The following is a 20,692-nucleotide window of genomic DNA, read 5'->3' on the forward strand; positions in this document are numbered from 1 at the left end:
TTAACGTTTCAACTTCACCAGCAATATTATAAGACATATAACTCCCTCTAATTGATTACGAAAATTATACTTAAAAGAGAAATTTGCATGTAAGCAGTCTCTTTAAATTTTAGTGTGGCAGCCAATCAGCTGTTGCACTAGTTAACTATGATATTATATATCATAATTTTTGTCACTTAAAATTTTACGCTATAAAATAATAGCCTAAAATAAATGTTTATATCATTTTAAGCTATATAATTATTTATGAATTTTATATTAATTAAGCCTTCCTATAATACAAAACATGGCACGTAATAACTCTAACATAAAATTATTATACATACGAGATTTATTTGCAAAAGAATGTAAAGAAATAGAAGAGTATTGTATTCTTGGGGAAAAACAATACATTCAAATTAGCCCTGAAGAAGGAAAGTTATTAAGTTTATTTATAAAGGTTCATAAGGTGAGAAGTATCGTTGAAATTGGCACATTGTACGGTTACTCATCAATTTGTATGGCAAAAGCTCTGCCTGAATGTGGTCATATATACACAATAGAAAACAATCCTAAGCACTTTAAAATAGCAAAAAAAAATTTTAGTGCTTTTAATATGGGCAATAAAATTACTTTAATAGTAGGCAATGCATTAGAAAAATTGGATGAATTATCAGCGAAAGCACCATATGACATGATATTCATTGATGCTGATAAGGTTGGTTATCCTAAATATTTAGATTGGGCAGAGTCATACATTAAACAAGACGGGCTGATTGTTGCGGATAATACTCTATTATTTAACACAGTATTTTTGAAATCACCTCCAAAAGAAGTGTTAGAGAAATCATGGCGTGCTATGAGGGAATTCAATTATAGATTATCGAACGAAAAAAAATATTGCTCTATATTAATTCCAACTGATGAAGGAATGACTATAGCTTTAAAGCTTACGTAGACTAAAAATCAAAGTTAGCATAGTGCAGAGGAGGGGTTAACCCGGGAACTCTTTCTAATAACATCTCACGAAAACAAGGCCTTGACTTAACAATGGAATACCATTCTTTTAGAATTTTACTTTTTTCCCATGGAAAACTATTTACATAATCCATTACAGAAATATGTGATGCTAAAGTAATGTCAGCTAAAGTGAACTTATCAGTTATGAGCCAAACGTTTTTGTTAATTAAGTATTCAATGTACTCTATATGGCAAGATAGATTATGTTGAGCTGCATGGAGAAACCTAGAGTCAGGACTGCGGTTAATTATTACTTTCTCATTTATAATATATTTAGTAACTTCATTATAAAATTTATTATCAAACCAATTAATTAAAGCACGTATTTGAGATTTAATAACAGTAGACGAGTCAAGCAATTTGATATCGCTATTGTAAGTTTCTTCTAGATATTCACAAATAGCGTTGCTGTCTGCTATAATAAAGTTATTATCTATAAGCACTGGTACCTGCCCAGTTGGATTAATCTTCATAAATTCATTCCGCTTTTCCCACGGGTTTTCTTGTACTAAATCGCAGCTCAGCTTTTTTTCCTTAAGAAGGGCTCTAACTTTCCGTGAGAACGGACAAAGAGGAAAATGATATAAAATCATAACACCTCTCCTTCGTTATCCCAGTGCGTGGCACTGGGATCCAGAGGAAAAGATGTGGATTTTAGTAGATCTCTTGCATAATCTCTTATTGCTCCAGCACTTATCATTCTATGGCTTGACCACATAGTCCAGTTGTTGAAGAGATTTTTGGGCCCCAGTGTCACGCACTGGGATGACATAAATAAACATTGGAGTGATAATCTTGTAGTGACTTGCATAATAACTAACTTTTTATTTACTTCAAAGTAGCACTGTAAAAAATTTAGCATATCAAGTTATAGGGCTAATATAGAATATATCTTGCTAAATAAAAAAAAAAGTATAATCTTTTATAAGGTATGCAGGCAAAAACTCTGTAACTTGGTCAGGTCAGAAATGAAGCAGCCACATCAGAACCTTTTTGGGTTGCATACCTATTTCATTATTTATTTTATCATAAACTATGAACATAGCATTAAAATATCGTCCTGGTAGCTTTAAAGATCTAGTAGGTCAAGATATATTAGTGCGTATATTAGAAAACGCTTTTACTCTCAACAGAATTCCACAATCTATACTGCTTTCCGGTGGTAGTGGGGTGGGTAAAACTACCACAGCAAGAATAATAGCCTTATGTTTAAATTGTTCCTTAGGACCGACTTTTGAACCGTGTGGGTCATGTAAAAATTGCCTGACGATAAAAAATTCAAGCCATCCAGATGTAATTGAAATCGATGCAGCAAGTCATACTAGCGTTGATGATATCAAAGTAATCCTAGGGGATATTTGCTATTCACCTATAAGCTCTAAATTCAAAGTTTACATTATAGACGAAGTACATATGTTATCCAGCAGTGCATTTAATGCATTGCTTAAAACCCTAGAAGAGCCACCACCAAGTGTAAAGTTTATCTTGGCAACTACAGAGATAAAAAAGATACCAATTACTATCATTGCACGTTGTCAAAGATTTGATTTGCACAGCATTCCTGTAGCTAAAATAGTAGAGCGTTTAAATGATATTGCACAGAGAGAAAATTATTTCATTGAAAAGAAAGCATCAGAGTTAATTGCGCGCCACTCTGGTAATTCAATGCGTAACGCCTTATTTTTAATGAATCAAGCAGTGCTGTATAATAAAGGTGATGCGATATCTACTAAAAGTGTAATGGATATACTTGGCCTAGTGGATAAAGATATTATATTTGATCTAATGGAAGCAATATTGGATAGTGGTTTACAAAAAGCTCTATCGTTATTCGACAAAGCAGTAGAAACGGCAAACCCACTTAGTATTTTTGAAGGTCTATTGCAAACAATTCAGTTAATATGCCGTTTTTTAGTTACAAAAGAGATTGATAGTTCGGTTACAGAATGTGAGAAGAACAGGATAAAAGACTTAGGTGTAAGGAAGTCTTTAATATTTTTCTCGAGATTGTGGAAGATGTTGCTCAAAGGAGTTCAAGATATAAAAGCTTCGACATGCAGTGATGTTGCTGCTGAGATGATATTAATTAGCCTCTGTTATCTTTCTGATCTACCTTCTCCTGAGCAGGTAGTCAAGAAAGTTCTTGCGCAAAGTACGCAGCAGAGGAATGCACGCAGCGCAGAAAACATACAACAGAAAAATTATGATTTTGATAAGATTTTGCAACTATTACAACAGAATAACCAAATTTATCTTTACAAACAGCTATGTAGTAATCTACAATTAGTGAATTGTAAACCTGGGTATTTAAAACTAAAAGCTGTATCTCAGTTGGATAGTAATTTTTGTAATGACTTGAAAAATTATTTAAGTCAGATAACTCAGCAGGAGTGGGTTATTACAATTGATGCAGGTTATATAAACAAGGGGGCGAATAGTTTAAGTTATGCACCTGCAGTCAAGGGTATACTTGATACATTTAAGGGTGCAAAGGTAGTCAATATAGAGAGTAAGGAGTAAGTCGTGGATTTTAATCAGATAATGAAGCAAGCACAAGAGATGCAAAAGAAACTTACAGAAGCTCAAGAGAAGTATATTGGTAAAGAATTTCAAGGTATCTCTGGTGGTGGTAAAGTTTCTGTGTTGGTAGGAGTCATAAAAATAGGTAGTTATAAAGCTAAAAAGGTAAACATAGACTTAGAGCTTATGAGAAATGAAGAGAAGGATATAGTAGAAGATTTAGTAACAGCAGCGTTCAACGATGCTATTAAGAAGGCAGAGGAGGATATGGCAAATGTAACCTCTGATCTTGCAGGTATGATGGGTTTACTACCTGGATTTAAACTTCCCTTTTAAATTTTTTCTACATAAAATTTCTGGTATTTCTAATGCTAACGCTTCTTCGCTAGTGCACCTATAACATTGTATAAAGATGGAAGAAACCACGGTAGTGAATGATGTGAGGAATAAAGAAATGCTAAAGCTAGTGACACAACTGTATGAACATAGCAATTTGCAGGTTATTTATGCAATAAATGGTGTCATTCCAATGTCTCTTTCTCGTCTCATCTCTTATAGGAACTTAGCATTAATGTCGTATACGCTTGATAAGTAGTCAACCTTGGAATTGTAAATATCCATAACGTCAAGATAAGGGTAGTGCAGAAGTTTTTCAATAATTTCTTTATAAAAAAAGAAGATTAGTTGGTTTTTTAACTAATCCTTAAAAAGGACAAAAAGAACAATGCAATGTGAGTTGTTTACTGTTCTCTCAAAAACTTGGTGCTTATTACATTACTTAATAAGTGAGATTCAGCTAACGTAGATAAAAATTTGTAAAGACATGGAGTGTCTATATAAGAAAAATTAAACATAACACACCTAGTTTAATAATGTGCTTTTGTCACTTAAATAAAGATTAAAGATAAATTTAGGCCTAAAACATCCCCATATAAGGGGTTCTTAAGGTCTGTAAAGTGGGCTTTGCATTCTTGATATACACTGCTCTCAAATATTGCAATGTTAGTACAGGTTCAGTCTTTTCATTAGTAAAATCTTTACCTTTCTCTAAAAATTAGTTTAAATGTCAAATATTTTGTGTTATTAAGTTAGTACTTGACTTAACTTTAGTTTTTACTTAAATTGCTAAAGTGAAATTTTAATTTTTTTAACGAGGGTAATTATGTATTATAAAAAGTTTTTTTCAGCAACCGCTTTAGTGATGTTGCTAAGTTTATCAAACTCTGCTTTTTCAGATCCTGTTGGTCCAATGGCTGATGAGGAAACTAGTTACTACATTCGCTTGCAGTACAATAGTGAGTTTTCACCTTTGAATACAAAGGTTGATGGTATTACAGGAGCTCAAAAGGATAGTAAAGACACTAATGACCTTTATAAGCCTTCTTTCATGGCTGGTGGTAGTGCATTTGGTTATAGGATGGATGATATTAGAGTGGACATTGAAGGACTTTATTCACAATTAAGTAAAGGTGCTCTTTCACGAGTTCCTACTCCAGATATTGTAGATAATTTAACAGCAATTTCAGGGCTAGTTAATGTGTATTACGATGTAGTAATTGAAGATATACCTATTACTCCATATGTTGGTGTTGGTCTTGGTGTAGCATATATCAGCAACCCTGCAAAGGCACAAGTTATTGCTGATCAAAAACATGGGTTTGGTTTTGCTTACCAGGCGAAAGCTGGTATTAGCTATGATGTAACTCCAGAAATTAAACTCTTTGCTGGGGCTCGCTATTTTGGTTCTTATGGCGCTAACTTTGATAAAAGTGAAGAAGTAAATAAAGGAACTAGTGAAGATAAAGAAACAAAAGTTACTGCGGGTGCATATAAAGTTCTTTATAGCACTATTGGTGCAGAAGCTGGAATAGCGTTTAATTTCTAATCTATCCTAGTGGTCTTCTTGTTATCTCAGTCTTGTTATTCAAGCAGCTGGTACTGAGACTTAGAAGAAAGAAATGTGGATTCCAGTGTCTCTTAAGCACTGGAATGGCACTATTTACTATGTAGACTGTTTTGTATTGCATATTAGCAGTAAGTATTGAAGCACTTAAGGTTCAAGTTGGGTGCAGTGGCACACAATAAGTTATGCTTTTTCTAAATTAAAGCTTGAATTTTTACTGGAAAGTCAATACATTGTATGTGTGGAGTTTTGATTTAAGTTGTTATGTTGATCCCAAAGGTGAGCTTATGTATTAACGGTAGTACTAATCTCACACAGTATATTGCTGAAGTGCGAAAATTTCCTATGCTATCCCAAGAGGAAGAGGTACGGTTGGCGAAAAGTTGGAACCAGTGTAAAGATATTTCTTCTGCTCATAAATTGATTACTAGCCACTTGAATTTGGTAGTAAAAATTGCAATGAAGTTCAAAAATTATGGACTATTGTTAATGGACCTAATTATGGAAGGAAATATGGGTTTAATCCATGCAGTGAAAAAGTTTAATCCTGATTTGGGGTTTCGTTTTTCAACTTATGCGGTGTGGTGGATTGAAGCTTCAATAAAAGACTTTATATTGAAATCTTGGTCATTTGTAAAAATAGGCACAACACAAGCACAAAGGAGATTGTTTTTTAGTTTGCGTAAAATAAAAAAAAGAATTTTGCAATATACAAACAGGGAAACTTTAAATAATGAAGAAATAAAAGCAATATCCAATGAACTCTCTGTATCTGAAGGGGATGTTATACAGATGAATTACCGTTTAGCTTGTAAGGATCAGTCGCTAAATAATTGCATAAAAATAGGTGGTGACTCTAAAAAGGAGCTACAAGATATGATCCCATGTAACTCAGTTAATCAAGAAGTAACTTATCAGAATCGTGAAGAGAAAGAATTAAAAGAAACAATTTTAAACAATGCATTAGCAAGCCTTAACGAAAGATCAAGGGATATTTTTATTAGTAGGTATTTGTCTGAGAATACTCAGACCCTAGATGAGCTTAGTAAAAAATATTGTGTTTCAAGAGAAAGAATAAGACAGCTAGCTGAACAAGCGATGAGTAAGGTAAAACAACATATACAGTCGGAAAGCTTGAAGTTTAGCTTACATGCGTAATTTTTTTGTATTTCTAATATTTTTTTCAGTAAGTGCTCTTGCATCGGTTAGTGATATACAATTGAAGGAAAAATATAGAGATTGGCTTGTATATACTGCATTGGAAGATGGAGAGAAAGTATGTTATATCGTGTCTTACCCTAAGAAAATGAGTGAACATTATATGACTAACCGCAAGCCATATGTAATGGTCAGTTATGTCGATAAAAAAGCAGATGAGGTAAGTGTTACTTCTGGTTTTCAGTATGATAAGGAGCCTGTAGTTCTCAATATCGATAAAAAAATAAAATATACATTATACATAATACAAGGAGATCTTGCGTGGACAGAGCATACAAAAACAGATCGAGATCTAATTCTAAAAATGAAGCAGGGATTATCAATGGTGGTTAGTGGAAGAATAAAAGCGACAGCCATTGATGATACTTATTCCCTACTTGGGTTTCAAAAGGCATACCAAAAAATGCATGATTTGTGCTACGTAAAGTGAACTGTTGTAATCTCAGGCTGAACCATAGTATAAAGACCACTCTTCCGGTAAAAATATAAATAAGCACTTTACTTTACGTAGAATGTGGATATCATTTGAAATATTTTTTAAGAATCGATAGTGTCAGAGGTTGTGGATATAGATGTAGAAATCAAAAAACAAAGTTCTGTATGTGATCAAATGCGTTTTAGCATAGGCCGTGCAAGTCTTTTAAGTACGCTGTCCAGAGTAAGTGGAGTGGTCGAAAGGCGTAATGCAATAGATATTTTGGCGTGTATAAATATTAAAGCACAACATAACAGCATAAAATTAATGGCTACTGATCTTGATATTTCAATATTTGCTTCACTTACTGCAGATGTGTCAACAGAAGGAGAAGTAAAAGTTTCAGCACATACTTTACACGATATAGTGAGGAAGTTGCCAGCTGATTTGGATGTCAATTTTGAGGTAAACGATCAAGGGAAATTATTAATATCTTATGGAAATGCAAGTTTTTCTTTACCAAATGTAGTCTTAAACAAATTTCCTGTTCTTGAAGAGGGTGATCATCAGTATGATTTTACTCTACTGAATACAGACTTGATAGACTTATTAACTAAAACAAAATTTGCTGTATCGCTAGATGATACAAGATATAATTTGAATGGGATATATCTACATACAGATGAGCAATTTTTATATTGTGTTGCAACTGATGGTCACCGTTTATCATGTGTAAAAAAGCCAAAGCCTCAAAATATCAATAGCGAATTTGGTGTAATCATACCGCGCAAAACTGTGATAGAGCTATTAAAAGTACTGGATGATTGTGATGAAATTAATATAAAACTTTCAGATAGGAAGATCAAATTTACATGTGGTAAGTATATTCTAATATCAAAATTAATAGATGGGACTTTTCCAGATTACAAATGCGTTATTCCAGCATCTCAAGATAAACAAATGGTCGTTGAGAGTAGCAAACTTGCTAGCGTTATAGATCGAGTTTCCGTTGTTGTATCTGATAGAATAAAATCTATTGAATTTTCATTGCAAGAAAAATTATTAACTCTACACTCAAATTCTCAAGAATGCAGTGATGCAACTGAATTTGTAGAGGTGGACTACAATGGAGCACCTATAGAAATAAGTTTTAATTCACGTTATTTGCTTGATGCTTTATTCTGTATAAAAAACAAATGTAAGTTTAGCTTATCAGATAGTAGTAGTGCTACGGTTATTACTGATGAGAATGATCCAAATGTATTATATATAGTGATGCCAGTAAGAACTTAAGCTATTAATTAGTAATCTATCTTTGCCAAATATAAACCAAAGGGCGGTGCAGTAACTCCAGCAGCGTTTCTTTTGCATTGGTTTAATATATTCAGCATTTTTTGTGGATTAGTTCTATTTTTTCCAAATTCAACTAAAGTACCTACAATGATCCTCACTTGGTTATGTAAAAAAGAAATAGCAGATATTTTAATGTATATGTGACTCCCGTTTTGTACTATATTGATATCATCAATTGTTCTTATCGGATTTGTAGCTTGGCAATCTTTTGAGCAGAAACTTAAAAGATTATGTTTTCCAAGCAGATATTTAGCAGCTTCACGCATAATGTTTACATCAAGTGGATTAAACACTTGCCACACGTAACCAGCTTCCAAAGCTGCAGGAGCGTAGCGATTAATGATTCTGTATTCGTAGTATCTTTTTTTTGCTGAAAATCGTGAGTGAAATGTATTATCTACAGTTTCTGCATTCAGTACAACTATAGGAATTGATTTTAAGTGATAATTTATGGCGTTTCTTATTCTATAAAGCTCAAATTTCCTTTCCATATCGAAATGAGCAACTTGTCCTAAAGCATGAACCCCTGCGTCGGTTCTGCCGCCACAGTGGAGAGTAACTTTCTCGCCACTAAAATTAAATATGGCATTTTCTATGGTCTCTTGAATTGAGTTAGCAGAATGTTGCTGCTTCTGCCAGCCAGAAAAATTACTGCCGTTGTATTCTATCGTTATTTTGTATCGCACTGCAAAGTCCGTCTAATTTTCTATCTTAATATAATTTGGTGTGTAATTAATGAAGTCAATTGGACTGCAAGGTTCTGCATTTGAAACAGTGTGTACCATATCTTTTAAATCATATAGCTTATCTCCTCAAAATATTAATTTTTTCGCTAAATAATATATGAGCACTAAAAAAGCCTTGGCAGATTGTTCACGTTTGATTATCATGGAAATTATACAAATTCATAAGTAATCTATGGCAAGCAACCCAGAAGAAAAAAGTAATGATAGGCAAAAAGCGCTAGATAACGCAATAAGCCAGATTGAAAAAACATTCGGTAAAGGTGCAATAATGAAGCTAAAGCAAAATCCTGTAGAGAAGATAGATACAATATCTACAGGATCAATTGCACTTGATTCAGCACTGGGTGTTGGGGGATTGCCCAAAGGACGTATAGTTGAAATATTTGGTCCAGAAAGTTCTGGTAAGACTACTCTTGCTTTGCATGTAATTGCTGAAGCACAGAAAAAAGGGGGACTGTGTGCATTTATCGATGCAGAACATGCATTGGATGTCATGTATGCTAATAAACTTGGAGTAAACACCGATAACTTAGTGGTCTCGCAACCGGATACTGGAGAGCAGGCTTTGCATATCGTTGAATATTTAGTATGTTCTAGTGCAGTTGATGTGATAGTCGTTGACTCTGTTGCAGCATTAACTCCAAGAGCTGAAATTGAAGGAGATATGGGTGATCAGCACATGGGATTACAAGCAAGGCTTTTAAGTCATGGGCTGCGAAAGCTTACCTCCGCAGTTTCAAAAGCGAACTGTATATTGATATTTATCAATCAAATTCGTATGAAAATAGGAGTAGTATATGGAAACCCTGAAACTACCACGGGTGGAAATGCGTTAAAATTCTATACTTCTGTAAGACTTGATATAAGGAAAGTTGGTGCAATAAAAGATAAAGAGAGTATTAAAGGCAATGAAACAAGAGTTAAAGTTGTAAAAAATAAAGTTGCTCCTCCGTTTAGAGAAGCAAAATTTGATATAATGTATAATGAGGGCGTATCGAAACTTGGAGAAATAATAGATATAGGAGCAAAACTTGGTGTCCTTGAAAAAGCGGGTGCTTATTATTCGTATAACAATACACGCCTTGGACAAGGAAGAGAGAATGTAAAAAACTATTTCAAAGCAAACAAGGAAGTTGCGAATGAAGTAGAAGCAAAAATTAGAGATTTACTTGGAAATAGTAATAATTCTATTACAATGGAGGAGGAAAGCAGGCAGCTTTTAGAAGAAGCAGTTTTCTAACTTTAACTAAAACTTGTGTCGGGTGAGTTGTTGTAGTGTATATTCGTCATACTACTGCGGTTTCAGCACAATTCCATTATGGAATGATGATTTATTAAATCTTTTAGCTATAATATGGTAATTTGTAATGTTACCTTTTATCAGAAGGATTTTGTTGAAGCAGCACGTACTTAAAAAAAAAGCTTTTCATGAAGAGTGATAGATGATAAGTTGTTAATAACAGATTGTTGTCAATAAGGTTATGTGTTTTAGTTTACCCAGTATAAACAAGGAGGGTTATTTATTTATAGTAGTTTCTTTTATAGTGACGTGCATAGCATTCTCTATATCTTGGGGATTTGGTATTACATGCTTGTTTCCAACATTATTGTGCACTTATTTCTTTCGTGATCCAGCAAGAGTTGTACCAGGCAATAAGGATCTTGTACTAAGTCCTGCCGATGGTGTAATTTCAAAAATTGAAGAAGTTAGTTACCCTTTATCAGCAAACAATGGAGAGGAGAAGAAATTTACACTTGTTAGCATATTCTTGAGTATTTTGAACGTGCATGTGAATCGCATACCAATATCCGGTACAGTGAAAGAAATGCACTATAAGAAAGGTAAGTTTGTATCTGCAATGAGCGATAGATCTAGCAATGAGAATGAAAAGCAGGTTATTGTGGTTGAATATACAAAGGGAAAAGAGGTTATTGTAGAACAAATAGCTGGATTAATTGCACGTCGTATCGTTTGTAATTTAAGAGTGTCTCAGAGCGTCAAAGCAGGTGAGAGATTTGGAATTATAAGATTTGGCAGTAGAGTGAACATTTATGTTCCTACTGATGTAGAAATAAAGGTTTCAGAAGGGCAAACTGTTGTTGGTGGTGAAACAATTATAGCAAACTTGAATAAGGAAAATACTCAAGAAAAGCTTACTTTTGACGTTGTATGAATAACAATAGCGGTAACAGTAGATCTCTACCTATTGCTAAGTTATTCCCAAATTTTATAACTTTATTGGGTTTGTGCTCTGGTCTTACTTCACTTAAGTTTACATTTAATGAACAGTGGGAGTTTGCAGTGATTTTCATTATCATTGCAGCAATTATAGATGGGATGGATGGCAGAATAGCCAGAATTTTAAGATCAACTAGTGATTTTGGAGCGCAGCTTGATTCTTTTGCAGATTTTCTAAATTTTGGTGCAGCACCTGCATTTCTTTTATATTTTTGGAAGTTAAAAGAAATTAAAGTTGTAGGGTGGATATTAGTAATGATATATGTAATTTGCATCTCAATAAGGCTTGCTAGGTTTAATGTGTCGTTAAACGTGGAACAACTTGACTGGGAAAAATTTTTCTTTTCTGGGGTTCCAGCACCAATATGTGCTTTACTTTCTTTGTTGCCAATAATTGTTACCTTTCATTCTCAGGAAAGTGAATATTTACTTCTTATAGAACGATTTTTTAACGTAAGAAATACGGCTTGTTACTTTTTAACTATTTCATTTTTTTCAGTCAGTCATATTCCAACTTTCTCTGCAAAGTACATTTATATTCCCAGGAGCCTGTCTTATATATTTGTATCACTTTTCGGAGTATTTATCGTATTCTTCGTCAGTAAGCCATGGATCACTCTACCAATTTTAGGTATAGTGTATACTGTTACTATTCCAATAAGCGTCGGGCTTTATATATATTACACATATAAAACTTGTTAGCTATAGATCGTAATAAAAAGTAGTGGCAATATAACTGTGGAAATAAGTGAATTATTAAATTCATTTCTGTACGTAGAAATATTTCACGTTCCATTTGCAATCATTTGGGAATTGCAACTGGAGTTTTTTGTATAGTGCAGTTCAGGTTTACTAACTTTAACTTATTCAAGCATGGAATACAAATGCTATTCAACCTAGAATGTAATCATAGCGACGGCATAATCACTCATATCCAAACGTTTGCAACGGTAATTTCAGGAACGGTTAGCCTTGGAACAGTATCCAGGGTTGCAATAGCTACCACGATAGGGGGTCCGAGTGCAATTTTTTAGATGATAATTACCAAAATACTTGACATGTCGATAAAGTTTGTTGAAGTAGTGCTTGCATTTAGTTATTGCCCTGAAAACCAACTGGTGGGGTTTTTTATTATATGAAGTACGGGCTTGCAAAGGTTAGATTTATAAGACTGGCAGGTTTCTTGTATGCACTTGTGCAATTATGTCGCTTGTTGCAATGATTTTTGGTGGCATACCATTCAGGCGAATTAAATTGCAGCGTTATCGAGTAACCTCTTTAAATACAACGCATCTATTATTATATCACTGCTTATTTTAATTGTAATACTAAGAGAAGAATAAAATGCATTGCTTTCGTTGCGACAGGTTTAGCGCCGATTGTGATAGTATTATATGTAAGCATATATGTATATTCAATCTGTGTAGATGGAAATAATCTGCTGAATGCTTTATCTATAATATTCCAAGATATCTTTAATAAGTCAGCTATAGGAGGTGGGGTACTGGGTAGGTTAGTAGCCGAGAAGTGAGAAGATCGTTTTTTGCTAACGAGGCAGATACAGGAACAGCAGCTATAGTGTATTCAGCTGTGAAAGAAGAAGATCCAATTAAAGTTGCGAGTGTTACAATATTGCACCACTTGTAGACACAATATTAATCTCATTTTTGACTAGTATTATATAACTATCGCTGGTATACATAGTACTAACAACATAGGCGTATTACATTAGTTAGCTCAGCATTTTCAACAGCCTTGCCTTTATTCAGCAAGCTAGTTTTTCTGCTAAAATGTTTTCCTTTGCACTTTACACAATAATAGCTTATTATTACTACTGAGAAATTGCCTTGTTGTACTTATTTGGTAACAAAAAAGTACTGATATTGTTCCAAGTTCTTATAGCGGTTTTGGTGTATATTGGTTGTATGTCAAAAAATATAGAATTTATATCTTATCTAGGTGACAGTTTATTTATGTGCCTTATGATTCCAAGTGCTGTTACGATATATCTACTGAGAAGGGAAGTCTTAAATACAATAGATTCTTATTACAATTCTAGAGGGTATTAGAGATGATTTATAGATTGCTTTATATAATATTATTTTGCCTATTGTTTAATAATGTGTACGCTACTTCAGATTTTTATGAGAGCTATGACGCTATATTAAGTGGGATAAACAACTTCATGAATGAAGTGTTGTTTTTCAAGGTTTGCTACGTGCCATTTATAATTCTTTTAGTGGCTTTTGGTTATGTCTTTCTAACATTGCGTTTTAAATTTCTCAACATAAGGATGTTTAAACATGCGTTTACTATTTTATGTGGAAAATATGATACAGATCATCACGATGGTCACATTACGCATTTTCAGGCATTTGTAACTGCACTTTCAAGCACAGTAGGCCTTGGAACTGTTGCTGGTGTTGCAATTGCAATTTCAATGGGAGGGCCAGGAGCAATACCTTGGATGATGATTACAGGCTTTTTTGGTATGTCAGCAAAATTCGCTGAAGTGACTTTAGCATTCAGGCACAGAACAGAAGGTCAGGAACAATTGTTTAGTGGTCCCTTTCAATACATAAGAAATGGGCTGGAGGAATTTGGGTTTAAGAAACTTGGTATTGTCTTAGCTGCGGTATATGCGGTATTTTTTGTATTATCAGGTTTAGGGGGAAGTGTAGCATTTCAAACTAATCAAATGGTTTCAATATTATCTGGCTATTCAAATTGGGTGGATAGTCATCCTTGGTTTCTATCTTCCATAATCTCTGCATTGCTTGCTCTAGTAATTATCGGGGGAATTAGAAGGATAGCGAGAGTATCTTCTGCGCTAGTACCTGTTATGTCACTCATATATATTTTTAGTTGTATTACAATAATTACGTTTAATATTCACAATTTTAGCAATGTATTTAAAATATTATTTTCTAATATGATAGACTTCAATGCTGTTGGTGGAGGAGTAGTAGGGGCATTTGTTGCTGGAATTCAAAGGGCGATTTTTGCCAGTGAAGCAGGTGTTGGCTCTGCTTCAATTACTCACGCAGTAGCTAAAGATGAGGAACCAGTTAGAACTGGACTAGTTGCAATGATAGAGCCATGCTTTGATACAATGTTAATTTGTTGTTTAACAGGAATAACAATAGTGATAACAGGTGCGTACCAGACTGGCATGGGCGAAGGAATATTGATTACCCAAAAAGCGTTTGAAACAGTTTCTTCTTGGTTTCCTATATTTTTAATTATAGCTGCACCTTTGTTTGCGTTTTCTTCAGTAATCTCATTTGTATATTGTTGTGAAATGGGATGGCTATATTTATTTGGTACGAAAAGTATTGTAATATATCGCATAGCGGTAGTAGTGGTTGCATTTTTCTCAGGTTTATCTAAAGATATAATGGCTATTGCTAATATCGGTGGAACTTTGTTCTCTTGTTTGGCCCTTATTAATATGACAGCGCTTATACTATTTAGCAGTCAAATTAATGGTGAAGTTCAATGCTATTTGAAAAGGCTAAGAAATAATAAAATCAATTAGGTTCTGGTGCAAATGTTAGTTAAACGAAAAAAAATAAATGAGGATACTAATCTTTGATGTCGTTCCAGTGCATGACACTAGAATCCAGCTCTTATATAGCTCTCTGGTATACTTATTTACAATTAAGTTCCAGTGTCTGAGCACTGGGGTGATATCTTTCTTGGTAAGGACTATTCTCAAGTCACAGTATTGTACAGTTATACGTCACATGCTAGAATGGCACTGAGAGCGTGGATATAATGGAGAAATATATAGTTTTTGTATTATCCTATATATTAGGTTCAATACCATTTAGCTTAATTATTACGAAAATAAAAGGAATAAATTTAAGAGAAGTAGGTTCAGGGAATATTGGTGCTACAAATGTTGCAAGAACAGGAAATAAATGTATTGCTACCTTAGCATTACTTCTGGATTCTTTAAAAGGGTTTATTGCGGTTTATATAGCACAACAATTTTTCGATGATGGTAGTTTTCACATGTATGCATCTGCAATTTTAGCAGTTTTAGGACATATGTTTCCTGTATGGCTGAAGTTTAGTGGAGGAAAAGGAGTTGCAACAACTTTAGGAATTTTGATAGCGCTTAATATCTCTTTAGTATTAACATTTGTATTTATTTGGTTAGCAGTATTTTTTGCTTTTCGATACTCCTCTCTTGCTTCTTTGACTTCTACTATAGCTGCTGTATTATCATCTTTCTTTTTTCAAAGAGACTTATTTTTTACTCTATTAACTGTAGCAATATTAATTTTTTTAAAACACTATAGAAATATAGTGAATCTTCTGCAAGGTAGGGAACGTAAATTTTTATAAGCTACGTCCCATTCCCGTTCCTTCTGCTGCATTACTAGCAGATATTCATGCGAGAAACGACTTGCGACTATCTCTTCTATTTCTTTTTCTTTTATCGTTTCCTCCATATTTTTTCCGCTTCTTCTGCATATATTATCAAGTGCTAATTTTAGCTTGCGTATATTATTCTCTTCTAATAGAGACTTTATTTGTTCCTTTGTTATTTCTAGTTTTTTAAGTAAAATTTCTATCATTTCCTTTTTTTTTATTACCTTGATATTTATTACTAAGGTATTTATATGCGAGGCAGCACTTTTCTTTTAGCGATTTTTTTGCAAGATTTTGCAGTGTAGTATCTACTTAAACTTCAATGGGGTTAACTTTACTGGCTTTTTCAGCTTTCAGTTTAAATGCCTTAACCTCTTTCTCTGTTATTGTGTTAGCTACTTTCTAGCTTTATTCAAAGATGAACCTTTGAGAGAAAAATCTGTCTTAAGCAAATCTCGGTTTAATAGTTCCAAGAATACTTTTTCTTTTATACTTTCAAGTAAACTTTCTTAGTCATCTAAGCTATACTTATTCAGTTCATTTTTTATGTGCTAACCTAGCTCAAAACATTATAATTTATTTAACTTTATAGAGTTAATATTTTTCATTAACATCAGCACAACTTATTCACTATTGAGAAGTAAAACTCAATAACTTTCTCATTAAAGGAATACTTACTTCTGAAGTAAAATCATCAACTATTTTTTGACTTTCATTATCATTTGGATTGTCCTGAGTCTTATACCAAGCATTAAAGATTTCTTTGTTGTTTTTTTCTTGTTCTTAGCATATCTAACATGAACTTATGCGCTTCATTTTCTGTTCTAAAATTGATATTTGATGCGGAACAGTAAATCTAGTTTCTAGATCGGGATAAATACCCTCTAGTGTACTTATCATTCTGTAGACAATACCGGTGAAGCAGGTGTTAGGAATTCGTTCTTTTCTAGAGAAAGTTTGACTATCAAGCAGATTTATAATTAATGTGTCTTTTTTATTTTTTACAGCTTCGATGTCTCCATCATTGCAGGCTCCCAAAACTAAAAGTAAAATTTACCCACCTGTAAAGCCAGGGCTATGTTTTTGATCATTTTCACAGAAGTCATTTAAAAATCCAATCACTCTTCCTTTGTCTTCATTACTAAATTGACAATCATTAGGTTAAGTTAATATGAATCATTTGTATATTCAACAAACTGCTTAAATTCACCATCATTAATAACATCTTCTGATACTTTATTACCGTACTTATTTCTTAGCTTGTTGATATTGTGATGAATACCGTCATTTAACTGATGAGGAAGCAAGTGTTCAAGATCAGCATCAAAACTATTGATCATGCCCGTAAGTTTTCCTTTGTACTCTCTAAAAAGAAATTCATAGAAATTTTAAATAACATAATAAAATTAGAATCTTTTTGCCTGAGTTCACTCTGCAATAAAATTAATGGCATTGTAGGTGGTGTTGTTTTCAGTAACGGGATCAATAAGAAATTGGTGGTGAAAGTCAGGTAGATCCATAAAAGCAGCGAGCAAGAGAGAAGCTGCTATTTTATAGTATAGTTCTTAAAAAACATTTTCCAATACTCTTTTTTTGCTTATTTTTTGCTGCTTTGCAGTTCTGATTTCTTTATAAATGTAAAAGGTTTTAATTTCAGATCTGAGGAGTATGGTAGCAAGGTGAAAATAAAGAGTAGCAGGGTTAACTAAAATGCTTAAAGAAATAAAAGTTGCAAAGTAATCAACAAATTTTAGCTTACTAAGCTCTCTTGAAGGAAATTGTATTTGAGAAATATCTATCATAGCCTACCTTACTAATTATTATTATGCTTTAATAATATGTATATGGTCCATTAATGTTAATATTTAAGTATTTTATTGTCTTCAATTCATAAGAGTAGTCAGCTTTCTTTCAATTTTTCTGGAGTAGAGTCATTATTATCTTTCCTTAAAAATCACCCTAGTTATACTGTAGACCATGAACCTTAGGCAAAAAATCAAGTTTTTTTCTCTGTTCTTTATAATCTTATTTTCTCTATGGACTATATTGTCTGGTTATTTTGAGCCGTTTTTTATTTTTTGTGGAATATTTTCCTCTATGTTTACGCTGTTTGTCTTTAAGCGGTTGATGGATGCTGAAAACGCTCTTAGTCAGATCTTAAATGGTACAAATAGACTGCAGTTTTGTAAATTGTTAAGTTATATATCATGGTTGATATACCAAGTCATTCTATCGAGTATTTATGTAATAAAAAAGGTACTGCAAGCTAAACTTAAACTTGAGCCGATAATTATCCTAAAGAAGTGCAAAGGGCATAACGACGGGAGCATTGCATTATTTGCCAATTCAGTCACAATTACCCCTGGTACTTTAACTATTGATGTTGCAAAAAAACGACAGATATATCTGTCCATCATGTGTTTGATAGATGAAAGCCTTGAGAGTGGCGTTTCTAAAATAGAGAACGAAGTTTTGAAAATACTGTGCTCAATTAGGTAATTGCTTAAATAAGTTAACAGCGTCCTTATATTTCATTACTAGACTTTCAAGCATTTCTTTTAGAAGACTATTGCCAACAATAGAGCATAAATGATTGTACAAGTCTTCTAGTCTTAATATGTTATTTTTCTTCTTACTGTTAAATTTATATGGAAAAATGTCTTCCATGATTTCAATAGTAGCAGCCTTATTTAAAAATACATTTTCACTTGTCACACTTACTCTTGTCAGAATAGTGTTGATTTCAGGTTCATCGCTTATATAGGAATCTGGTAGCTGAACCATTTTGATAACGTATAAAGTTAGTATTTTTGACAAGCAGTTATCATCATATTCACAATTTTTATTACCTCCCACTGGATAACCTGAGACTTACTTATTTTCGCATTGTTTCGGTAATTTGCTCATTCAAATTTCTCCATTAATCCAGTCAATAGATTATACTAATACTTTGTTAAATAAATAATAACGCAATTACAAAAATGTATACTTATAATTATATACTACATAAAAACAACAAAATATCTAAGCGTTAAAGCCAATTTAAGCTAGATGCGTGAGGCAGTTCGTTATTAGGTTTTGCATAGCCTATATTATTTGTTGCGTTTTTTTAGTATTTTTAAACACTTAATTAAGCATAATTTATGGCATTGGGTATAACAACCCCATCATAGAAAAAGTTCAGAAAGAATGTAGCAAAAATACCTTATAGAAATTAAATGCAACACACTAAAAGAATAGAACCCCCAGATCCAGGCTTCCAATAGACTTAGAACTATAAAACAGCTTTATTGTTAGTAATAACGAGACTGGTAAAGCTTATCAAGTGGTTTTTGAGCTACCTAAATGACGGCTGGATACCATGCATGTTGCTAAAAACTATGCAAAAAGTCTAAGTAAGTTACTTCTTCGCCATAAAATAAGTTTTCCTTTTGGGCTATTTTGCTAATATTAATTCTCACACTAGACTATAAATTAACTATACATGATAAAAAAGGTAAAACTTGGAATACTAATTTCAGGTAGGGGATCGAACATGCAAGCATTGATGAAAGCATGTCAAAATTACGGCTTTCCTGCAGAAATGGCATGTGTTATCTCCAACAATAATAAAGCTGCTGGTTTAAAGGTAGCAGAGCAGGCAGGAATGCCAACATTTGTTGTTGAAAATAAACCACTTGATGTTGATAAAATTCATGAAATACTTGTTCAACATGAGGTTAATTTAGTTTGCCTTGCGGGGTTTATGAGAATTCTCAAAGCTGACTTTCTTAATAAATGGCATGGCAAAGTTATAAATGTTCATCCCTCTTTACTTCCTTCTTTCAAGGGCCTAAATGCCCAGGAACAAGCCCTGAAAGCAGGTGTAAAAGTTACGGGTTGTACCGTGCATTACGTCACTTCTGAAGTTGATGCTGGGGCTATAATTGCTCAAGCTGCTGTACCAGTGTTACCAAATGATGATATTCATAGCCTCTCAAAACGCATCTTGGCTGAAGAGCATAAATGTTACGTGGAAGCAGTAAGGTTAATAGCAATGCTAAGTAGAAAACTAGAGAGACCATAAAGTATCGCTATCTTTCCCTTTATCAACTACATTTTCACTCAAAAAAAGGTATGATTGATGAAACTTCAGAATTGCGTTTAATGTTTTCCTTTTTGTTATCTTTACTTGGTGCTTAGACAACTTTACCTTTTTATTCACTGTATTACTGTTAACTTATTTCCCTTTACCTCATTTCAGCATTTCTTTTAAAAGTTAACCTCTTGTCGTTTTTCTTTGTCCTCCTCATTAGTGTGCAATCTTGCTAGTACTATTATGTTAGGCAGGACTTTTGCTGCAATTTTGTAAAGGCGTGATGAATTTATTTCTTTTTTCATCTCTGTGTGCAGCTCTTACTGTTTCTCTTTTGAAAGTTGTGAAGAGTGGTTTTTAGAGTTTTTAACTTGACGGTAAATAGAGTGAGTTATGTTCAACCATTACTACACAACCTAATGTAATGAGTGGTATAGTAATGAAAAGAACTACAGGATTACTAAATAAAGCAATAGAAACTGCAGCACCAGTTAAAAATAGTACATCGCATAGAATGTCCAAACAAATACCTTGAATTCTATATTTGTTCCTTCTTTTTGCTTCTAGTGTTTTCTTGTAGTTACATTTTTTATGTAGGCTTTTTTCTCTGAAATAATTAAAAAAAGAGTACACATTTGAAATCAGGGAAATTAAACAAAAAAAACACCTGTGCTAATATTACTGAGCAGCATACTTGTTATGTCTACTTGTTAGCTTGCAATATGTATCAAATTAACAATCATGAATATACCTGTGTTGATGCAGACAATATCATTATTAACGAGTCTATTAAAGCTTTTTTGTTTCCTGTTTTAGCACTTTTTGTATCATCTTTCACCTGAAC

General features: G+C 33.2%; 21 protein-coding genes, 1 other RNA gene and 2 pseudogenes. 17 read left to right on the plus strand and 7 right to left on the minus strand.

The genetic code is table 11. The annotated features are described in order from the left end of the window. The first annotated feature begins 286 nt into the window (after positions 1-286). Positions 287-937: an O-methyltransferase gene (locus CCY16_RS03840; protein ID WP_088415078.1), complete on the plus strand. Its 651-nt coding sequence runs from the start codon at positions 287-289 to the stop codon at positions 935-937. A gap of 1 nt (position 938) precedes the next feature. On the opposite strand, the gene CCY16_RS03845 is transcribed toward CCY16_RS03840, so the two are convergent. Further along, positions 939-1,592, minus strand: a complete 654-nt coding sequence (locus tag CCY16_RS03845; protein ID WP_088415080.1) for a glutathione S-transferase family protein — start codon at positions 1,590-1,592, stop codon at positions 939-941. Next, positions 1,589-1,861, minus strand: coding sequence for a hypothetical protein (locus CCY16_RS03850; RefSeq protein ID WP_088415082.1), 273 nt, complete (start codon positions 1,859-1,861; stop codon positions 1,589-1,591). The genes CCY16_RS03845 and CCY16_RS03850 overlap by 4 nt, the downstream gene beginning before the upstream one ends. 58 nt (positions 1,862-1,919) lie before the next feature. Here CCY16_RS03850 and ffs point away from each other — a divergent pair. The 8 genes from ffs to dnaN all read left to right on the plus strand — a co-directional run bounded on the left by ffs (position 1,920) and on the right by dnaN (position 8,348). After that, positions 1,920-2,019: signal recognition particle sRNA small type (gene ffs, locus CCY16_RS03855), an RNA gene on the plus strand. 15 nt (positions 2,020-2,034) lie between these two features. Next, positions 2,035-3,519 (plus strand): DNA polymerase III subunit gamma/tau, encoded by a 1,485-nt coding sequence (dnaX, locus tag CCY16_RS03860; RefSeq protein WP_088415084.1) that lies wholly within the window; start codon positions 2,035-2,037, stop codon positions 3,517-3,519. 21 nt (positions 3,520-3,540) lie between these two features. Further along, a complete protein-coding gene (locus CCY16_RS03865; RefSeq protein ID WP_179946066.1) occupies positions 3,541-3,855 on the plus strand; it encodes a YbaB/EbfC family nucleoid-associated protein in 315 nt (104 codons plus the stop codon). Between the two features lie 76 nt (positions 3,856-3,931). Next, on the plus strand, positions 3,932-4,114 hold the full coding sequence (locus CCY16_RS03870; RefSeq protein WP_088415088.1) for a hypothetical protein: 183 nt from the start codon (positions 3,932-3,934) through the stop codon (positions 4,112-4,114). A 567-nt stretch (positions 4,115-4,681) separates the two neighbouring features. Continuing rightward, positions 4,682-5,404 (plus strand): P44/Msp2 family outer membrane protein, encoded by a 723-nt coding sequence (locus CCY16_RS03875; RefSeq protein WP_088415090.1) that lies wholly within the window; start codon positions 4,682-4,684, stop codon positions 5,402-5,404. Between the two features lie 282 nt (positions 5,405-5,686). Beyond that, on the plus strand, positions 5,687-6,580 hold the full coding sequence (locus CCY16_RS03880; protein ID WP_088415092.1) for an RNA polymerase factor sigma-32: 894 nt from the start codon (positions 5,687-5,689) through the stop codon (positions 6,578-6,580). Then, positions 6,573-7,070: an invasion associated locus B family protein gene (locus CCY16_RS03885; protein ID WP_088415094.1), complete on the plus strand. Its 498-nt coding sequence runs from the start codon at positions 6,573-6,575 to the stop codon at positions 7,068-7,070. Before CCY16_RS03880 ends, CCY16_RS03885 begins: the two co-directional genes overlap by 8 nt. 120 nt (positions 7,071-7,190) lie before the next feature. Continuing rightward, positions 7,191-8,348 carry a DNA polymerase III subunit beta gene (gene dnaN, locus CCY16_RS03890; RefSeq protein ID WP_088415096.1) on the plus strand — a complete coding sequence of 386 codons (1,158 nt, stop codon included), beginning with the start codon at positions 7,191-7,193 and terminating at the stop codon, positions 8,346-8,348. An 8-nt stretch (positions 8,349-8,356) separates the two neighbouring features. Here the strand turns inward: dnaN and truA are convergent, their stop codons facing one another. After that, a complete protein-coding gene (truA, locus tag CCY16_RS03895) occupies positions 8,357-9,094 on the minus strand; it encodes a tRNA pseudouridine(38-40) synthase TruA (protein WP_088415098.1) in 738 nt (245 codons plus the stop codon). 232 nt (positions 9,095-9,326) lie between these two features. Here truA and recA point away from each other — a divergent pair, with 232 nt between their 5' ends. From recA to plsY, 6 genes and pseudogenes are all read left to right on the plus strand, one after another. After that, positions 9,327-10,394 (plus strand): recombinase RecA, encoded by a 1,068-nt coding sequence (gene recA / locus CCY16_RS03900; RefSeq protein ID WP_088415100.1) that lies wholly within the window; start codon positions 9,327-9,329, stop codon positions 10,392-10,394. A 241-nt stretch (positions 10,395-10,635) separates the two neighbouring features. Next, complete coding sequence (locus CCY16_RS03905; protein ID WP_088415102.1) at positions 10,636-11,328, plus strand: phosphatidylserine decarboxylase; 693 nt, start codon at positions 10,636-10,638, stop codon at positions 11,326-11,328. Then, entirely contained in the window at positions 11,325-12,095 is a 771-nt protein-coding gene (locus CCY16_RS03910) for a CDP-alcohol phosphatidyltransferase family protein (RefSeq protein ID WP_088415104.1), read from the plus strand. Before CCY16_RS03905 ends, CCY16_RS03910 begins: the two co-directional genes overlap by 4 nt. Positions 12,096-12,125: 30 nt before the next feature. Continuing rightward, positions 12,126-13,462: pseudogene (locus CCY16_RS03915) on the plus strand (alanine:cation symporter family protein). 2 nt (positions 13,463-13,464) lie between these two features. Further along, the gene (locus CCY16_RS03920; RefSeq protein WP_088415106.1) at positions 13,465-14,931 is read left to right on the plus strand and encodes an alanine/glycine:cation symporter family protein; all 1,467 of its coding nucleotides are present in this window, start codon (positions 13,465-13,467) and stop codon (positions 14,929-14,931) included. A 239-nt stretch (positions 14,932-15,170) separates the two neighbouring features. Continuing rightward, positions 15,171-15,746, plus strand: coding sequence for a glycerol-3-phosphate 1-O-acyltransferase PlsY (plsY, locus tag CCY16_RS03925; RefSeq protein WP_088415108.1), 576 nt, complete (start codon positions 15,171-15,173; stop codon positions 15,744-15,746). On the opposite strand, the pseudogene CCY16_RS07115 reads toward plsY, so the two are convergent. Further along, positions 15,695-17,575, minus strand: a pseudogene (locus tag CCY16_RS07115) (hypothetical protein). The gene plsY and the pseudogene CCY16_RS07115 overlap by 52 nt on opposite strands. Positions 17,576-17,750: 175 nt before the next feature. Between CCY16_RS07115 and CCY16_RS03935 the strand changes: the two are divergent. Beyond that, positions 17,751-18,272 carry a Na+/H+ antiporter subunit E gene (locus CCY16_RS03935; protein WP_088415110.1) on the plus strand — a complete coding sequence of 174 codons (522 nt, stop codon included), beginning with the start codon at positions 17,751-17,753 and terminating at the stop codon, positions 18,270-18,272. Here the strand turns inward: CCY16_RS03935 and CCY16_RS03940 are convergent. Continuing rightward, a complete protein-coding gene (locus CCY16_RS03940) occupies positions 18,261-18,629 on the minus strand; it encodes a hypothetical protein (RefSeq protein ID WP_245800783.1) in 369 nt (122 codons plus the stop codon). The genes CCY16_RS03935 and CCY16_RS03940 overlap by 12 nt on opposite strands. A 631-nt stretch (positions 18,630-19,260) precedes the next feature. On the opposite strand from CCY16_RS03940, the gene purN reads away from it, so the two are divergent. After that, positions 19,261-19,839 carry a phosphoribosylglycinamide formyltransferase gene (gene purN / locus CCY16_RS03945; protein WP_088415116.1) on the plus strand — a complete coding sequence of 193 codons (579 nt, stop codon included), beginning with the start codon at positions 19,261-19,263 and terminating at the stop codon, positions 19,837-19,839. Positions 19,840-20,024: 185 nt separating this feature from the next. Here the strand turns inward: purN and CCY16_RS06715 are convergent, their stop codons facing one another. Together CCY16_RS06715 and CCY16_RS05635 are read right to left on the minus strand one after the other, a co-directional pair. Further along, complete coding sequence (locus tag CCY16_RS06715; protein WP_281250516.1) at positions 20,025-20,153, minus strand: hypothetical protein; 129 nt, start codon at positions 20,151-20,153, stop codon at positions 20,025-20,027. A gap of 61 nt (positions 20,154-20,214) precedes the next feature. Then, positions 20,215-20,370 carry a hypothetical protein gene (locus tag CCY16_RS05635; RefSeq protein ID WP_179946065.1) on the minus strand — a complete coding sequence of 52 codons (156 nt, stop codon included), beginning with the start codon at positions 20,368-20,370 and terminating at the stop codon, positions 20,215-20,217. Between the last annotated feature and the right edge of the window lie 322 nt (positions 20,371-20,692).

Source organism: Wolbachia endosymbiont of Wuchereria bancrofti, from assembly GCF_002204235.2.
Classification (GTDB): domain Bacteria; phylum Pseudomonadota; class Alphaproteobacteria; order Rickettsiales; family Anaplasmataceae; genus Wolbachia.

Bases quoted from the DNA above. Each gene is read 5' to 3' on its own strand.
- CCY16_RS03910 (WP_088415104.1), top strand. From the start codon at position 11,325: ATGAATAACAATAGCGGTAACAGTAGATCTCTACCTATTGCTAAGTTA.
- CCY16_RS03920 (WP_088415106.1), top strand. From the start codon at position 13,465: ATGATTTATAGATTGCTTTATATAATATTATTTTGCCTATTGTTTAAT.
- CCY16_RS03845 (WP_088415080.1), bottom strand. From the start codon at position 1,592: ATGATTTTATATCATTTTCCTCTTTGTCCGTTCTCACGGAAAGTTAGA.
- recA (WP_088415100.1), top strand. From the start codon at position 9,327: ATGGCAAGCAACCCAGAAGAAAAAAGTAATGATAGGCAAAAAGCGCTA.
- CCY16_RS03885 (WP_088415094.1), top strand. From the start codon at position 6,573: ATGCGTAATTTTTTTGTATTTCTAATATTTTTTTCAGTAAGTGCTCTT.
- CCY16_RS03865 (WP_179946066.1), top strand. From the start codon at position 3,541: ATGAAGCAAGCACAAGAGATGCAAAAGAAACTTACAGAAGCTCAAGAG.
- CCY16_RS03840 (WP_088415078.1), top strand. From the start codon at position 287: ATGGCACGTAATAACTCTAACATAAAATTATTATACATACGAGATTTA.
- dnaX (WP_088415084.1), top strand. From the start codon at position 2,035: ATGAACATAGCATTAAAATATCGTCCTGGTAGCTTTAAAGATCTAGTA.
- plsY (WP_088415108.1), top strand. From the start codon at position 15,171: ATGGAGAAATATATAGTTTTTGTATTATCCTATATATTAGGTTCAATA.
- CCY16_RS03935 (WP_088415110.1), top strand. From the start codon at position 17,751: ATGAACCTTAGGCAAAAAATCAAGTTTTTTTCTCTGTTCTTTATAATC.
- CCY16_RS03880 (WP_088415092.1), top strand. From the start codon at position 5,687: ATGTTGATCCCAAAGGTGAGCTTATGTATTAACGGTAGTACTAATCTC.
- CCY16_RS03875 (WP_088415090.1), top strand. From the start codon at position 4,682: ATGTATTATAAAAAGTTTTTTTCAGCAACCGCTTTAGTGATGTTGCTA.
- CCY16_RS03870 (WP_088415088.1), top strand. From the start codon at position 3,932: ATGGAAGAAACCACGGTAGTGAATGATGTGAGGAATAAAGAAATGCTA.
- CCY16_RS03905 (WP_088415102.1), top strand. From the start codon at position 10,636: ATGTGTTTTAGTTTACCCAGTATAAACAAGGAGGGTTATTTATTTATA.
- CCY16_RS03850 (WP_088415082.1), bottom strand. From the start codon at position 1,861: ATGCTAAATTTTTTACAGTGCTACTTTGAAGTAAATAAAAAGTTAGTT.
- CCY16_RS06715 (WP_281250516.1), bottom strand. From the start codon at position 20,153: ATGAAAAAAGAAATAAATTCATCACGCCTTTACAAAATTGCAGCAAAA.